Source organism: Ruegeria sp. MALMAid1280 (genome assembly GCF_049195285.1).
Taxonomy (GTDB): Bacteria; Pseudomonadota; Alphaproteobacteria; order Rhodobacterales; family Rhodobacteraceae; genus Ruegeria.
In genome coordinates this window covers 44,852-59,315 of the sequence record NZ_JBMIRT010000048.1, presented here as the reverse complement: position 1 = coordinate 59,315, position 14,464 = coordinate 44,852, and the positions used below count along the sequence as shown (strand labels likewise).

At 57.5% G+C, this 14,464-nt stretch carries 13 protein-coding genes and 1 pseudogene; 7 read left to right on the top strand and 7 right to left on the bottom strand.

Features of this window, described 5'->3' with window-relative positions; translation table 11 throughout:
* Window positions 1-18: 18 nt before the first annotated feature.
* On the bottom strand, window positions 19-924 hold the full coding sequence (locus tag ACOQFT_RS11600; RefSeq protein ID WP_421598080.1) for a LysR substrate-binding domain-containing protein: 906 nt from the start codon (window positions 922-924) through the stop codon (window positions 19-21).
* Between the two features lie 209 nt (window positions 925-1,133).
* Here ACOQFT_RS11600 and ACOQFT_RS11595 point away from each other — a divergent pair, with 209 nt between their 5' ends.
* On the top strand, window positions 1,134-2,867 hold the full coding sequence (locus ACOQFT_RS11595; protein ID WP_421598079.1) for an arylsulfatase: 1,734 nt from the start codon (window positions 1,134-1,136) through the stop codon (window positions 2,865-2,867).
* Between the two features lie 130 nt (window positions 2,868-2,997).
* Window positions 2,998-5,214 (top strand): mechanosensitive ion channel family protein, encoded by a 2,217-nt coding sequence (locus ACOQFT_RS11590; protein WP_421598078.1) that lies wholly within the window; start codon window positions 2,998-3,000, stop codon window positions 5,212-5,214.
* A gap of 387 nt (window positions 5,215-5,601) precedes the next feature.
* Here the strand turns inward: ACOQFT_RS11590 and ACOQFT_RS11585 are convergent, their stop codons facing one another.
* Window positions 5,602-6,144, bottom strand: a complete 543-nt coding sequence (locus ACOQFT_RS11585; RefSeq protein ID WP_421598077.1) for a TetR/AcrR family transcriptional regulator — start codon at window positions 6,142-6,144, stop codon at window positions 5,602-5,604.
* 143 nt (window positions 6,145-6,287) lie between these two features.
* Here ACOQFT_RS11585 and ACOQFT_RS11580 point away from each other — a divergent pair, with 143 nt between their 5' ends.
* Window positions 6,288-7,151, top strand: a complete 864-nt coding sequence (locus ACOQFT_RS11580; RefSeq protein ID WP_421598076.1) for an NADP-dependent oxidoreductase — start codon at window positions 6,288-6,290, stop codon at window positions 7,149-7,151.
* Window positions 7,152-7,227: 76 nt separating this feature from the next.
* On the opposite strand, the gene ACOQFT_RS11575 is transcribed toward ACOQFT_RS11580, so the two are convergent.
* Genes ACOQFT_RS11575 through gstA form a run of 4 tightly spaced genes read right to left on the bottom strand, consistent with a single transcriptional unit; the run spans window position 7,228 to window position 9,433 of the window.
* On the bottom strand, window positions 7,228-8,223 hold the full coding sequence (locus ACOQFT_RS11575; protein ID WP_421598075.1) for an NAD(P)H-dependent flavin oxidoreductase: 996 nt from the start codon (window positions 8,221-8,223) through the stop codon (window positions 7,228-7,230).
* Window positions 8,220-8,441: a tautomerase family protein gene (locus ACOQFT_RS11570; RefSeq protein ID WP_421598074.1), complete on the bottom strand. Its 222-nt coding sequence runs from the start codon at window positions 8,439-8,441 to the stop codon at window positions 8,220-8,222. Before ACOQFT_RS11570 ends, ACOQFT_RS11575 begins: the two co-directional genes overlap by 4 nt.
* Before the next feature lie 3 nt (window positions 8,442-8,444).
* Entirely contained in the window at window positions 8,445-8,825 is a 381-nt protein-coding gene (locus ACOQFT_RS11565) for a nuclear transport factor 2 family protein (protein WP_421598073.1), read from the bottom strand.
* Window positions 8,822-9,433, bottom strand: a complete 612-nt coding sequence (gene gstA, locus ACOQFT_RS11560; protein WP_421598072.1) for a glutathione transferase GstA — start codon at window positions 9,431-9,433, stop codon at window positions 8,822-8,824. The genes ACOQFT_RS11565 and gstA overlap by 4 nt, the downstream gene beginning before the upstream one ends.
* A 108-nt stretch (window positions 9,434-9,541) precedes the next feature.
* Between gstA and ACOQFT_RS11555 the strand changes: the two genes are divergently transcribed.
* Window positions 9,542-10,426, top strand: a complete 885-nt coding sequence (locus ACOQFT_RS11555) for a LysR family transcriptional regulator (protein WP_421598071.1) — start codon at window positions 9,542-9,544, stop codon at window positions 10,424-10,426.
* A 710-nt stretch (window positions 10,427-11,136) separates the two neighbouring features.
* Here ACOQFT_RS11555 and ACOQFT_RS11550 read toward each other — a convergent pair.
* Entirely contained in the window at window positions 11,137-11,985 is an 849-nt protein-coding gene (locus ACOQFT_RS11550; RefSeq protein ID WP_421598070.1) for a LysR family transcriptional regulator, read from the bottom strand.
* 143 nt (window positions 11,986-12,128) lie between these two features.
* Here ACOQFT_RS11550 and ACOQFT_RS11545 point away from each other — a divergent pair, with 143 nt between their 5' ends.
* From ACOQFT_RS11545 to ACOQFT_RS11535, 3 genes and pseudogenes are all read left to right on the top strand, one after another.
* A complete protein-coding gene (locus ACOQFT_RS11545) occupies window positions 12,129-12,878 on the top strand; it encodes a GDSL-type esterase/lipase family protein (RefSeq protein ID WP_421598069.1) in 750 nt (249 codons plus the stop codon).
* Window positions 12,879-12,986: 108 nt separating this feature from the next.
* Window positions 12,987-13,902 (top strand): annotated as a pseudogene (locus tag ACOQFT_RS11540) (aldo/keto reductase).
* Between the two features lie 110 nt (window positions 13,903-14,012).
* A complete protein-coding gene (locus tag ACOQFT_RS11535; protein WP_421598068.1) occupies window positions 14,013-14,459 on the top strand; it encodes a nuclear transport factor 2 family protein in 447 nt (148 codons plus the stop codon).
* Window positions 14,460-14,464: the final 5 nt, after the last annotated feature.

The window sequence follows — 14,464 nt, the reverse complement described above, 5'->3', positions numbered from 1 at the left end:
TTTATCTGGCAAATCGACTTACTCCCCGAATTTCGTCCGCAATATCCGCCAAAGCACATCCAAAGATTTAGAACGGTGGTTTCTTCGGCGCGCGAAACAGATATTCCATTGAATTTCAGTCTGAGTGGCAACCTGCTTGAGGCGTTCAAGCGTTGCATGTTCTGCAAACGCGTCGGTCATACCGCCACACACAATGTCGCATCGGCACGCCAAATCGACGAGCAACCCATAATCGTCGCATTCGATCTGAGGGAGACGCTCTGCAAGCTCCCAGGCCTGAGCGTCACCTCCAAGGATTTCTGCGAACGCTGCGCGCCAATGCTTGTGTAGAAATGGCGTCATCAGAGGCTGTCGAAAAAGTTTGTCTAAAGTCACCGGTACTTCTGCGTGAATAGGATGTGCTGGTCGCGCCCAGAATGAAACGGGCCTACGGTGTGCTACCTGGATCTCAAGGTCACTCAAGTCCGGTGTATGCGTGAGGTCGCATACTGCAATGTCGATGCTGCCGCTGCGCAGAGCTTCAAGCGGCTCTTTGGTGGCCCTCACATCGATCCGGACCCGCAGGTCCGGCATCTCGGAAAGGAGTTTTTCGAGACTGGGTGAAATAATGGTTCGCGTCGTGAGTGGGCCGCACCCGATCGCAAGAAGGTCTCCACATTCATTGCGCAAAGCCGCGACGCCGCGTTCAAAAGCATTTCCCGCCGTGTCCAAATCGGACAGGAGTTGAAGATATTTATGACCCGCATCGGTCAGCGTGGTTCCGTTTCGGCTGCGCTCAAATAGTAGTTGTCCTGCATAGTCCTCTGCTTGTGAAATCCGACGGGACAACGTGGCTGGGGAAACCCCGGCGGCTGCGGCTGCTTCTCGAAATCCTCCCAAACGCGCGAGAGCTTTCACTGCGACGGCCAACTTTGTGTCGATCATGTTTGATACCCTTCGGCGGCCACCGCTTCTGTGACAAGTTTTTCATGCGACAATCAGGGGCCGCAACATTGATTTCATAATTTTACTCACTCGTTCCGCACATTGAAACATAAGCAACAAACTGTCGCAACGATTGCTTCAATACGCAACGATAAGCTGTGTTGCCGGTGCTGGAGCGCGGCAGAAACGAATTTTGAGGTGAAGCTGTTATGAGACGCTGTTTTCCAATCTTTCCCGCTTTGGCGGCACTGGGTTTTTCAACCGCAGCAGCGCAAGAAGATGCGCGTCCCAATTTCCTGATCCTGATCGCTGACGACATGGGATTCTCGGACGTTGGGGCATTCGGTAGCGAGATCGAGACACCAAATATCGACCAGCTCGCAGCTCAGGGGATGTTGTTTACCAATTTTCACGTTGGCGCATCCTGTTCACCAACACGAACCATGCTCATCAGCGGGGTGGACAACCACCTGGCGGGTCTGGGCAATATGCTCGAGATTCAGGCGGATAATCAATTTGGTAAGCCAGGGTACGAAGGGCATCTCAACGACAGCGTGGTGACAGTTGCCACATTGCTGCGTGATGCGGGCTACCACACCTATATGGCCGGGAAATGGCATCTGGGGCATGACGAGGACACGATTGCTTATGCGCGTGGATTTGATCGTTCCTTCATGCTGGGTGAAAGCGGTGCGGACAACTGGGTCGAACAGCCCTATGCGCCTTTCTATGAACGCGTTCACTACTATGAAGACAACGAACTCGTGTCTTTGCCCACAGAAGACTATTTTTCAACAGAGCACTACACAGACACCATTATCGACTATATCGACAGCAACATAGATGACGGAAAGCCCTTTCTGGCGTGGGTAGGCTATCAAGCGGTGCACTATCCCCACCAGGCCCCAAAGCCCTACATCGATAAGTATGACGGCGTCTACGACAGTGGGTTTGCCGATTTACGTGATAAACGGTTGGCGCGTCAGGTGGAACTTGGGATCGTTTCTCCGGAAGTCGCGCTCGATACTTCAATGGACAAAACCAGCTATGATCCATGGCGGCTTGAGGATTGGGACGCGCTGTCGGGTGAAGAGCAGGCTTTCCATGCCCGCCGGATGCAGACCTATGCAGGTATGCTCGACAATATGGATGAAAATATTGGAGAGATTTTCGCCTATCTCGAAGAAAAGGGTGAACTGGACAATACCGTCATCCTGTTTTTGTCTGACAACGGCCCGGACCCCAACCAGCTGACGCTCTCACCCGACTATCGTGAGTGGTATGAGACCAACTATGACACTGTGTGGATGGAGGATTACCAGGGCGATTTCTCGTCGATGGGACAGAAAGGGGTCTATGCGGACTACGGTCCGAGTTGGGCCGCAGCTGCAGCGACACCTGCCAGTTACTACAAAACATTCTCGACAGAAGGGGGCCTGCGTGTCCCGCTGATCGTGCGTTACCCCGAAATGGTCGCCGCAGGCACAAAGGTCGAAAGCTTCGCCTTTGTCCTGGACGTTGTCCCAACTCTGCTTGAGCTGGCAGGTGTTGAGACACCAAGCTCGACCTATGACGGTCGCGAGATCAACCCACCCAGTGGGATCAGCATGGTGCCGGTTTTGTCTGGTGCGCTTGATACCGTCCGCAATGAAGACAACCCAGTCGGCTATGAGCTGGCCGGTTCCAGTGCTGTGTTCAAAGGGCGCTACAAGCTGTCCCAAAATCCACCGCCAAAAGGCACAGGAGAATGGGAGCTCTACGATACCATTGCCGATCCGTCCGAGATCAGCAACCTGGCCGCAGACATGCCAGACCTCGTCGCAGAAATGCAGGCGTTCTTTGATGAATACGCCGAAGAGGTCAATCTTGTCCCGGTGCCCGAAGGCTACAACCCGCTGGAGCAAACTGTAATCAACGCGCAACGCGGTGGCGGTTTACATTGAAGCCTATGCAGCTTTCCAGGTCGTTGGAATGCTGTAGCGTAAGAACGTCGATCCGGTCAGGTTTTGGGTGTTCAAGCCTGACCAGATGCGGCCAGCTTTTCAATTTCATCTCATAGACAAAGTGGGACATATGTTTCGGCTATTCTCTAGTGTTACCCTGATTGGCTTGTTGCTTCTGGTCGGGCCATTGCACGCACAGGTGCCCACCACGTCATCAACGGATTCACCCGCGGCAGTCTCAATTCCCGAAGACCTGACGCCCGAACAAGTCGATGACATGGTTGCGCGCATGTCTGATGATCAGGTGCGTTCCATCCTGTTGGAACGTCTGGATGCCGTCGCTGAACAGAACGCGGCAGCCGCCGAGGAACGGGAAGATCCGATCACGGAAATCAACGAAATCTGGGCCGAGATGGTCGCATCCTGGACCCATGTCGTTGTTACGATCCCCAATATTTTCAGTGCTCAGGCACATGCGGCAGACAATTTCATCACCAATTTCGGAGGCAACGGAGCGTTATTGCTAGTGGGGCTAGTGCTCAGCGTTCTTGTTGTCGGTTTCATCGCCGAAAAACTGTTCGGCCTGCTGACGCGCAAGTGGCACGCAAAGGCTGATATCGGAGACGAGAACGATCTTTGGGGTGCCGTCAGATACCTGTTCGTCCGCTTTTGTCACGAGATCGCCGGTCTGGTCGTTTTTTATGTAGTCATCCGAGCCGTCGGACGCGGGCTTCTTACACATGAACAGATCACCTACGCCGCGCCGTTTGTATTCTACCTCATCTGGATTCCCCGTTTGGGTGCTGCGGCGTCGCGGTTTATTCTGGCCCCGAACAAGCCGGAATACCGCCTGGTCAATACCGACGATCACTGGGCGAAATACCTGTATCGCAACTTGATTGGCCTGTTGATCCTGATTGGCTTTACTTTGTTCCTGTTGCACTTCAACAGACTGAACGGCATCACCGACGGTGAAACACGCATTGGCTTCTGGTTGAATGCCGCGATTCACATCTATATCGGCGTCATCGCCTGGACCGCACGTGAAGGCTTGTCACAGATGATGCTGGGCACCGACCCCGATCATACCAAGTTCGATGAAGAGGTCGCGCATTATTACCCCTACTTTGCGATCGGTGTGTCTGCGGTGATCTGGCTGCTGGTCGAATTTCTGGCTGCACAGCGTGATCCGGCGATCCGGGCCATCCTGCTGCAAGGCGCTCATTTCACCACCATGTTCTGGCTGCTGATCGCCCCGGCACTGGACACATTGATACGCGGATTGGTTCGCCACCTGCAGCCGCCGATGCTGGGCGAAGGTCCGGTGGCTGAACAAGCCTACAGGTCCACCAAACGCAGCTATATTCGCATTGGCCGCGTACTGGCCGGCATCTTGGTGATCCTGATGATCGCCAAGACCTGGAACCTGAACCTGCAAGAAATCGCGGGTGGCGGCGAAGAAGACGGCAGCCGACTGATTCAATTCTTCATCATTATCGCGGTTGGCTACATCTTGAACGAGGTTGTCTCGCTCTGGATCAACCGGCGTCTGGCCAAGGAACAGACAGCGGATCAAAGCCCCGATGAAGAAGCTGGTGAAGGCGGCGGCTCGGGCGGTTCGCGTCTGGCCACTGTTCTGCCGCTGCTGCGGGTCACGGCTCAGGTCGCGATCGCGGTGATCTTTGTGCTGCTCGCGCTGGGGGCCTTGGGTCTGGATATCACACCGCTTCTGGCTGGTGCCGGCATCCTGGGTCTGGCCATCGGCTTCGGCGCCCAGAAGCTGGTCTCGGATATTGTTGGCGGGATTTTCTTCCTGATCGATGACGCTTTCCGCGTCGGCGAATATGTGGATGTCGGCGGCACAACTGGTACGGTCGAGAAAATCTCGATCCGCTCAATGCAATTGCGTCACCATCGCGGCCCGGTGCACACCATTCCCTATGGCGAGATCCAGAAGCTGACCAACTACAGCCGCGACTGGGTTATCATGAAGCTGAAGTTCACCGTGCCTTTCGACACCGATCCGAACAAGGTCAAGAAGATCTTCAAGAAAATCGGTGCCGAGATGATGGCGGACGAGGTTCACAAAGATGGCTTCCTGCAGCCTTTCAAATCACAAGGTGTGTTCGACTTTGACGATGTCGGCATGATTATCCGTGGCAAGTTCATGGCCAAACCGGGCAAGCAGTTCACCCTGCGCAAGGAAATCTTCAACCGGGTCAAGGCGGCCTTCAAGGAAAACGGCATCGACTTTGCTCGCCGCGAAGTACGCGTCGCCATCCCTGGTCTGGATGAAACGGATAACCTGAACGAAAAGCAGAAAGCCGCCGTTAGCGCGGCTCAATAGGCGCAGTTTTTGGTATAGAGTGGCGTTCGCCAAGCACAAGCATTGCAGTATTTTTGGAGTCGGTATCGCAAGGGCGTTGCGATTCCGATGAACAAACTGCGAGCTGTTTAAATGCTGCTGCGTGCTCGGTGCTCAGATGCCACTGTGCCCTTACATGCCGGACTGTACTCTTAAGTGCATTTTGGGGATAAGTTGAGTGTCAGTCAGACGTGAAAGGGCACAGCGACCATTTGTATTCCCCACCGAGTGTCTTTCAGATCGCGGGTTGTCAATCTGTAGATATCGGAGAATTAGAGGCACAAAGTCGGAGCAAATGTCCCTGACATGTATCTGCGTCCAGTAATTGAGGCCAAAGTGACAGAAACCAACAAGTGGCCTTCCGATTTGTTATGATGGTACGGCAATCAGACTGAGTGCAAGCTCTGCCACGCTGTGCAATTCGTCAACGGTTGCCCCATCACGAGCCTGCGCTGCAAGCCCCTGAATCAGCACAGCAACGTATTTCGCCAACACATTCGGCTCGGTGGAATCAGACATGTCCCCTTCGTTGATACCGCGCTGGATCCGGTCTGCAATCATTGCCTCGCTGGCTTGCCTGTATCCGGCAAGCAGTTCCTGTGCGCCCATGCTGCCCTTTCCGCAATTGGTTGCGGCGCTGACAAGCAGACAGCCCTTGGGTCGATCTTCCGCAGAGAATGCTTCGATGGCCTCGAACACATAGCGGCGCAGCGCCTTCTCTGTGGTTGTTTCCTCGCCAAGGGCGCGGGGGGCGTAGGCTGCAACGCTTTGCGCATAATGAGCGGCGCACCGATCGAACAGTGCCTGTTTGTTGCCGAAGGCCGCGTAAATACTGGGGGGATTCAACCCCATGGCTGCACTGAGGTCTGCCATAGAGGCGGCTTCATATCCCCGCTCCCAAAACAGCAGCATCGCCTGTTCAATCGCATGATCTGTGTCAAAGGATCGCTGCCGTCCCAAGGTCGCCTCCGTTATTTATCGATCACTACACAAATGTGCTTGACCCGGCAAGCCGCTTATAATTTAACGATCACTACAAAATTATGGAGGCACAGATGAAAGCGGTAATTATCGAGACTTTTGGCGGAGCGGATGTGTTCTGTATGGCAGAACTGCCGCGCCCCGAACCCAAGCCGGGAGAACTGCTGATCCGCGTCCATGCGTCCAGCGTGAACCCGGTGGATGCCGGTGTCCGATCGGGAAAGATCCTGCCCGATGACCCGGCACATTTCCCGATGATCCTGGGATGGGACGCAGCGGGTACGGTCGAGGCGCTTGGCCCTGGAACGGACGGATATACCAATGGCGACCGGGTCATGGCGATTTCACCGCAGCCGGGATCATTGGTGGGCACCCATGCGGAGTATGCCGCGCTGCCAGCCAGCCAGGTTGTGAAGATTGCCGATTTGGTTCCCTTCAGCACAGCTGCAGCGGTGCCATTGATCGGCAGCACAGCGCTGGCGGCTCTTCAGGCGCTGGACTTGCAGCCGGGCGCGTCTGTCCTGATCAACAACCCCGAGGGGGCTGTCGGAGCAATGGCCGCCGCAATCGCGCCGCTTCTGGGGTTGAAACTGGCTGCCCAAGAGGCGCGGAATGTGGACGGCGCCATTGACGTGCGTGGCCGTGAACATGGTCAACAGGCATTTGCTGCAGTGAAGGATGGCGGGGCCTATGCAACCATTGTTCCTGAGTGGTGGAAGCCGGGCGGGGTTTTCACCGCAGCACGAGGCATCACCCCGGTGACGGTTCAGAACCCCGCCAATCAGCAGGTACTGCTGCCGTTGGCGGACTGGTTGGCCCAGGGTGTCCTGGCCGTTGCGATTGAGGACATCCTGCCGCTTTACCGGATCGCAGAAGCGCACCGCAGACTGGAGGCGCCCGGACACACCGGCAAGTTCGTTCTGGACCATACCTGCTGATACCTAAAGGGAAAGGCACAGGCCGGGCTTCTGCCAGCCTGTGCCCGAATTGGGGTTTCCTGAGTTGCCGGGATTGTCACGCCGGCGCGGCGCATTCGATTTGCCCGCCAATTGCGGTAGCCGCCCCCGCCAGGCACCGCTGCGCCTCTGCCATGAGATCCGCAAGAATGTCGCCCGCAGCCGCCACCGAGCGGATCAGACCGATACCCTCGCCTGCAAAGGCGGTTGCAACATCAATATCTCCGGCTTCCTGAGCTGCCGCCCATTTTGCCGCTACAACGCCCGCTTCCAGCTTCAAGGCGTCTTCTGAGCCGTGCCATTTCTGAATGAACGAGTTGCGCAGAACGCGGCCATTGTACCGGTCGGGCCAGTCGTAACCACGGACCACGTCCACCACCCGCGTGCGGATCGTGTCGTCACCTGTCGCGGCCATTGCGCGTTTAAGAATACGCGGATGCACCAGCGCTTCGTTCGAGGCCCAGAACCGCGTACCGATCACCGCCCCATCTGCCCCAAGCATCAGGGCCGCCGCCAGGCCACGCCCGTCCATGATACCGCCAGCAGCACATAGCAGCGCCGGGGTGTTCTGGCGTGCAATCTCATCGGCGATCTCGGGAACCAGGGCAAAAGTCCCACGTGCCTCGCCATGGCCGCCGGCGTCCGCGCCTTGGGCGACTATGATATCCGCGCCGCAGTCCAGCGCCTGCCGCGCATCGCGCAGGGTCTGGACCTGGCAGATCAGCGGCACACCGGCTTCCTTGATCGCTGGAGCGAATGGTGCCGGATTGCCAAATGACAGGAACAGCGCAGCGGGATCACGCGCCAGCACCCGGTCAAGCAGGTGCGGCCGCTCCGCAAGCTTCCAGGTGATCAACCCGCAGCCTACGCGGACACCCGCAGCGATATCAAACTGTTGGTCGATCCAGCGGGCATCACCGTAGGCGCCCCCGATCATGCCCAGCCCGCCAGCGCGGGAGACGGCGCTGGCCAGTGCGCCGCCCGCAGCAAATGCCATTGGCGCCTGGATCACCGGACAGGTGATCCCCAGCGCCTTTGTCAGCCGCGTCTTCATTGCGTCTGCTTCCGGTACTCTTGCACCGGCAGACCGTCAACGCCCCAGTCTTCCAGCGGAACTTCGTTTATCACCACAAAGGTTGTGGCCGGGTTCTTGCCCAGAACGTTGTGCAGAAGGTCCGTAATCCCGATAATCAGCTGCGCTTTTTGATCTGCACTTGGGCCTGTGCCGTCAGGGCCGCCTTCGCGTATCACTTTGATATTCACATAAGGCATGGGTCAGTCCTTTCGCGGAACATAAGAGAACACTTTTGCAACGATGCGCCATTCTGTGCCGTAGCGGACAAGGGTCAGCAGGTCATGGAAATCCCGCCCCATCATGGTCATTCGGGCGCTGACACGGGCCAATCTGTCGCTGGCAAATGCGATCTCCAGAACCTCCTCCTCGCGCGGGTCACCGCGCTTGGCTGGCGGCTCCCGCCCGTCCACGCGGCTCATGTAGGTCTCAAGATCCAGATACAGTTCATCGCCTTCGGTGGCGCAGACATAAGCCAGCTTCGGATGAAACACCTTTCGCAGCATGGCGCTGTCGGCTTGATGGAGGCCCTCGAAATAGACCTCCATCAATTCGCCGACCGTTTTGTGGTCGGCGGGCGTCATTGGATCAACCCTTCAGCGCGCATTGCAGCCTGAGCAGACGGACGGGCGGCGCTGCGGTTCACAAACGCCGCCAGATTGGGCCAGCGAGACAGGTCGATGCCGGTGAAATTCGCCCAGTTCGAGACTACGAAAAGATAGGCATCCGCCACGGAAAACCGATCCGAAACCAGCCACTCGCGGCCATCCTCCAGCTGCGTCTCAATGAAATCGAACTTGCCCGCAACAGCGGTGCGCGCTGCGTCTTTGCCGGCCTCGGGCGTGCCCTCACGGAACAGCGGGCCAAAGGCCTTGTGCAGTTCGGTCCCGATCCAATTGAGCTGTTCCTGCATTCGGGCCCGGGCCAATGTACCGGCTGCCGGTGCCAGACCTGCCTCTGGGTTGCTGTCCGCGATATACTGCAGAACAGCCGCCCCTTCGGTCAGAATGCTACCGTCGTCCAGGCCCAGGGCCGGAACATATCCTTTGGGGTTGATCGCACGGTAGTCTGCGCCGCTTTCGGTCTGGCCTTTTACCGTATCGACAGCTTCGATCTCAAACGGACGGCCCGTTTCATGCAGGGCGATATGGCTGGCCATCGGGCAGGCGCCGGGTTTGTAGTAGAGTTTCATGGCATTCTCCTGTGTTGAGCAATGCCCTCTGCCTAACCCGCGTCATGATTGATTGATAATATTGTGTTCTCAAGATAACTATCAAAAAAACTAATCAAGTGAGGATGCATGAAACACGACCAGCTTCTTGCCCTGGAGGCGATAGTCTCAACCGGCACCTTCCGCGGCGCGGCTGATCGGCTGCATAAGTCACAATCCGCCATCAGCCACACAATCCGCCAGCTTGAGGAGGAATTGGAACTGGAGCTGTTCAGCCGCGCGGCTTACCGGCCCTCGCTCACCCCGGCGGGTGAGATCTTCTACCGCGAGGCGTCGAAGGTGCTGCGGCAGATGCAGGGGTTGAGAACCACAGCGGCCCGGCTGCGCGCCCGCGAAGAGCCGGAACTGAATATTGCCGTCAGCGCAACACTGGATCTCGACCCTTTGCTCACGGCGCTTTCCGACACTGGACGGAGGCACCCTGCGACCCATCTCCGGCTGCGGATGGAAATGATGGGCGGCCCGATTGCCCGGCTGATGGAAGGCAAGGCGGACATTGCCCTCGCTTCTCTTGACGGAGTGCCGCTGGACGATGTGGAGGCAGAGCCGGTTGCGGAAGTGACAATACGCCCAGTGGCAAGCCCGGATCTGAACGTGCCAGCCAGTTCCCGTGCAATTTCAGCATCTAAAATGCAAAGCTACGTTCAGGTGGTGGCAGCTGGCACTGGTGGTGCTGCGCATGACCAGAGCCGCGACTTGCTGCCGGGCGGGCTGAAATGGACCGTCTCCGATCTCGCCGCCAAGAAAAAGGTCATTCTGGCTGGCCTCGGCTGGGGCGGTCTGCCCGATCATATGACAAAGGACGAGCGACGGTTGGGTGATCTGCTTTCGCTAAACCTGGAAAGCTTCCCCATACGTCGAACGATGATTTTCAAGATGAGACGCAGAGACCAGCCGCCCGGTGTCGTTGCCAGTGAGCTTTGGGACAAGATCGGGACCGCTGAACAGGCGTAGGGCAGGAAAGGTCCAGCGCGGCGGATCTCGATCGCTGAGTCCGCCAGCCGCAAACTGGCGGATTGGGTTCTCTGCAGGCGAAACAACTTCGAACGAACGGCACGGCAACAATTGCCGCGCCGCCATATACAGGTGGCGGCAAAAGCGAGTGTCGCTTTGTGCATTCCGCACGTGCATCCGCCGCGCTCGCACAGGTCCTGAGAGTCCACGCAGTACGGCCATCTGATGGCTAGAAATGCTGAGCGATCGACAAAGATCTGCTCTGCGAAAGCTGCACTGCGGCGAACGTGGCCGCGAAGTACGACTGTTATGGGCCATCGACGTAGTTGCTGTTCGGCCCAAAAGTATTAGGTCAGCTGCGGCGCGGAAGGCGGTTCCGAGTCCAAACCGGGCTTTTCGATTTTTTGGCTAATTCACGTGTAGAAGGGTTCTCGCCGCATCGCCATCAAAATTTGATTTGCAACGTAGCAGACGTTGAAGCCATTCAGGCACGCTGCAACAAGATCGCAAACGGAAACACACTTTCGCTGCGATTGAATTAAAGGCGGTTTACAGTTGCCAGCGCAATTTCAGATTTTGATAGTGCAATCCGTAGGCCAACCCGATGATGACATCTGGAGCAGGAGGGACGGCTTGGCATGGATCGGTTTCTCTCGAAAAGCCACCGCGAAGCTGAGAATGGCTGCGGTACACTCTCGTTTCGAGCGAAATCACGGGCAATTGCGTCCCTCAACCAGATCGCGCTGCTCCGCAATCGCGGCTGCAACGGTATCTGCTACACATCGAACACGGGCTGAGCCAGCGAGATCGCGGTTCGTGACGAGCCAGAGATCCTGCGCGGCCTCGCGGATCTCCTCGCCTATCCGCATAAGGCGCGGATCGGGATCGCCAAGAAAGCAAGGCAGGACTGCACGGCCAAATCCCTGCGCGGCCATCTCGTGCTGCACGCTCAGCGAACTGGCCTTCATGACAATCGGTGCCCCGGATCGTTCGACCCATCGCGCTGCGGGCAAGTCTGCCATCTCGGGCATCCAGGTGATGAACCCGCGTTGACCTGCGCCAGTCACATCCTGATACGCCGCAAAGGCGAGGCGTCCAAGCAGGCGCACCGACAGATTCCCGGCGCGCGGGCGTACCAGCCGCAAAGCAACGTCGGCCTCCGCCGAAATAAGATCTATGGCCGCGGAACTGGTCTGTAGTTCCAGCCGCAGGTCGGGATAGCGGTCCTGCAAGTCACGTAGTGACCGCGCGAGAAGATGAGTGGCGATATTCTCTGTCGTGGCCAGCCGGACCCGGCCCGCAACCTCGGAAGATGTGGCCGCCCCGAGGGCCTGCACTGCGCCTTCTACAACTTCGGCGCGTGGCAATAGGGCGCGTCCCTCGTCCGTCAGGCGATAGCCATCCAGCGACCTGCGGAACAGGACCTGTCCAATCGCCTGTTCCAGTGCCTCGATATGGCGCGATACGCGGGACGGGGTTGTCCGCAGACGTTCCGCCGCTGCTGAAAGCGTGCCATCGCGCGCGACGGCCAGAAAGAATTTCAGGTCACCCCAATCCATGTACCACTTCTCGTTTTCGCAAAGTTAGCGTTCAATCTTAGCTGTAACAAGCTCAAACCCGAGATGATAGACCAGCAGGAATTCCGCTGGGTATTCCATCCGGCGGTCACCGTCTGGACACCGCGAACCCGAAAGGACTTCCCATGATCAAATCTGTCACAGCCGCTGTCGCGCTCTGCCTGTTGAACGCTGGCGCCACCCTGGCCGAGCCCCGCATCCTCGCATACGGAGACTCGAATACCTGGGGCTGGATTCCCAGCGAGGCCGGATTTCCAACAACGCGCTACCCCGACAGCGTTCGTTGGCCAGGCGTTATGGAAACCGCTCTTGAGGAGCCTTTGAACAACGTCACCGTGATCGTCGACGGCCTGAGCGGTCGAACCGTGAATACGGGGTATCCAGAGGCGCAGAATGGTGTCGCGGGGGAGGCCTTCGCAGGATTGGAAGACATCCGGGCGGCGGTTGCAGCGGCATTGCCGCTGGACCTTGTCGTGGTGATGCTTGGCACCAACGACGCCCGGTCCGACCTCGCTGTTGATCCGGCAGAGGTTGGGGCCGACGTGATCAAAATTGTGGAAGAGATCCGTTCGCTCGATGGCGGGGTCGCGACCACCTATTCCACGCCGTCGGTTCTGGTCGTGGCACCTCCGGCTATCGGCGACACCTCGGCCACGCCAATTTCCGCGGTCACACAGGGGTCTCAGGAGCGCAGCCGCGCGGTGGCGACCTCCATTATCGCAGCGGGCGGTGAAGCAAATTTTGACGTGTTCGACGCAGGTGAGGTGGTCACCATCGACAGTATCGACGGCGTCCACATGACCGCGCCGATGCACGATGCGCTGGGGCGGGCCCTGGCTGATCTTGCCGCCGACATGCTGGTCACTGATCAATGATCGGCAATGCTGCCGCGCACGCTCCGAGTTCATCCACACACCGTTCCCGGAATCCGGCGCGGATAATCGGGCAGACCGCCCTAACAGTCACATGAGGAAGGACATGAAATGAAACGACGCACACTTGGTGATACCGGCTTCACCGTTTCTACACTGGGGCTTGGCTGCATGGGCATGAGTGAATTTTATGGCCCTTCAAGCGAGGCCCAGAACCTGGCCACGCTCGACGCGGCGCTCGACCGTGGAATCGACTTCCTGGATACCGCAGATATGTACGGTCATGGCGCAAACGAGGAACTGCTTGGTCGGTTTCTCCCCGGTCGACAACTCGCCGGAGTATGTATCGGCGGCCTGCGACGCGTCGTTGCGCCGCCTGGGTATTGAAATGATCGATCTCTACTACCTGCACCGGCGCAACACGGACGTACCCATCGAGGACACCGTGGGCGCAATGGCGCGTCTTGTAGATCAAGGGAAGGTTCGGGCGCTGGGGCTCTGCGAAGTTGCACCGGAAACGATCCGCCGTGCACATGCAACGCATCCGATCACGGCTATCCAGACGGAGTATTCGCTCTGGAGTCGCGATGTGGAGGATGAAATTCTACCGCTTACGAAAGAGCTTGGTATCGGATTCGTGCCCTACAGCCCGCTGGGGCGGGGTGCCCTGACGGGAGCATTGCGATCTGCGGATGACCTGGCCGAGGGGGATTTTCGCCGAACTATCCCGCGCTACGCGCCAGACGTGCTGAATCAGAACCTCAAGACCTTGGATGCGCTGCAATTCATCGCCAAGAAACACAATGCCACACTGGCACAAATCGCGCTCGCATGGTTGCTCGCGCAAGGTGATCATATTGTCCCGATCCCCGGCACACGCCGACCGGAGCGATTGTATGAGAACATCGGATCAATGGATCTTCGGCTTACGGTCGAAGACATTGACCGCCTCTCTTTGGCCTTCCCCCGTAACGCAATCAATGGCGATCGGACGACAAAGGCCGGTGCCGCACTGATCGACCTGTGAGGAGACTCAACTGGTGCAATCCACTGACGTTCTCAGAAAACGTTCACAGCCTTGGGTTTAAATTGGTCGATCCACCGAACTTTATAAACCACAAAAACAGGAGAAACAGGATGTCTGAACATACTGGCGCCTTGTCAGCAAAGGACGCGGTAACCGGATTTTTTACCGCTCTACGGGGTAGAGGTATCGACGCTGCATTGGAATTTGTAGCTGACGACGCCGTGTTTGTGGCGGTGCTGGGTGATGCTTTTCGAAAGTATCTGCCGTTATACGGCAGCTATCGCGGGAAAAGCGGTGCGCGTGATTTCCTCACATCACTCTCTGCCAATTTCGACACCCGGGAGTTTGTTACAAAGCACGTGATCTCGGAAGGCAACCACGTCGCGTTGTGGGGACGTTTCCATCACAGGATTCGATCGACCGGTCGTGACTTTGTGTCAGATTGGGCGCTGATCTGCGAAGTCGAAACCGGAATGATAAGACATTATCAGTTCTACGAGGATACCGCAGCGCTCGAAGCCGCTTTCGAACTTCCAAGCCGTCAAGCCGTTACTTAGCCTCT